Here is a 1,325-nt window from a genome sequence, read left to right as displayed (position 1 = left end):
AACTCATCAACATTCCGGGCCGTCTCCAGAACCGCTTTGGCCTGCGCCAACACGGCCCGTCCACTCGCGGGTCTCGCCATGGCCGTTCACATCTGAAAGAACAGGCCATATTGTTACCCTTATGATCGCGAAATGGAATTAACCCCCTAATCCCCATCTTTTGCTTCCAGGGAGTCCTGCCCGGAACCCTTCGGGCGGGCTTGGCTCGACCCAATCGGCTCCCGGCAAATTGGTCCCGATGGGAGAAGGAGCAAAATGCGTAAGTCCTGAAATATTAACCTAACAGATAAGGCCAATTCTCTAAATCTTCTCGGCACACTAGAGCAATGCCCTCTGCTTTCGCTATTGCGAATGTTGTTGAATTGAACCCGGTGGCGTTTGTCACAGCAACCAGCCCAGGTTTTTTTAGTGAATAGGAATCTCTAGCCTTCAATAGATCGGAAACCGCTTTATCGGGTGGTGTTGAACATTGCGTGTGCTTGCACTGAATAATGTAAGGCCGGCCTGTTATGCGATGGTAAGCGACGCCGTCGGCGCCATAATCATGGCTTTTCGGGGTTTTGCTAACTTTGTAGCCAATATCCTTGAGCCGTCCGAGAACCCATTGCTCGAACTGAACCGGCTCCATAGCGTCGATACTTTCAATGTCGAAGACATAAGTAGTCTCGGAACCGACAGTTTGTTCGAAAAGCTGTTTTACGTCCTCTGGGCTAGTTGGTGGCATGAGCATCTCTCGGCTGAGTTGCCGCTTGCGTTCCAATAGGGCGTGGAGCCGACGGTCGAAGCTTTGGTCTGGATGCGCCGGATGAAGGGCCTGTGGGTAGTAGACGTGAACCTCGCGAGTCTGGCCAATGCGATAACATCGGTCGGTGCATTGGTCTTCCACCGCTGGATTCCACCAGCGGGAAAGGTGAATGACATGATTGGCTGCGGTCAACGTTAGGCCGACACCGCCGGCGCGGGGGGAAAGAATGATGACATCGAAGCCTTTTCTCGAATTCTGGAACGCATTGACGCGGTCCTGTCTTTTTGGACCGGTTACCGAGCCGTTGATGAGCATCGGTAAAGACTTCAATTTATATCGACGTTGGAGAAGTCCCGCGAGGTAAGGCTGCATTTCTTGGGATTCGAGGAAACTAGGGCGTGTCCTCAATTAAGGGGTCGCCAAAGACGACCAAAAGCGATTCAACCCAAATTGTCCATTAGCCGGTGGCGAGCCCTGGAATCACGGGCGGAGCGGCGGCGTGGGCCCAAAGCCCTGAGAACCAGGCGCGTTTGCGGCGGGGGACCGAGAGCAGCAGGCGCTGTTGCTTCGCATCCGGATG

The 1,325-nt window shown here is 54.0% G+C and carries 1 protein-coding gene; it reads right to left on the bottom strand.

The annotated features are described in order from the left end of the window. Positions 1–274: 274 nt before the first annotated feature. Positions 275–1,117 (bottom strand): restriction endonuclease, encoded by an 843-nt coding sequence (locus tag VEB01_RS02375; protein WP_324872503.1) that lies wholly within the window; start codon positions 1,115–1,117, stop codon positions 275–277. Positions 1,118–1,325 lie beyond the last annotated feature (208 nt).

Source organism: Methylocaldum sp. (assembly GCF_035627495.1).
GTDB lineage: Bacteria > Pseudomonadota > Gammaproteobacteria > Methylococcales > Methylococcaceae > Methylocaldum.
Note: the sequence above shows the minus strand (reverse complement) of the source record. Positions and strands in the feature narration are given on the sequence as shown.

Bases quoted from the DNA above. Each gene is read 5' to 3' on its own strand.
- VEB01_RS02375 (WP_324872503.1), bottom strand. From the start codon at position 1,117: ATGCAGCCTTACCTCGCGGGACTTCTCCAACGTCGATATAAATTGAAG.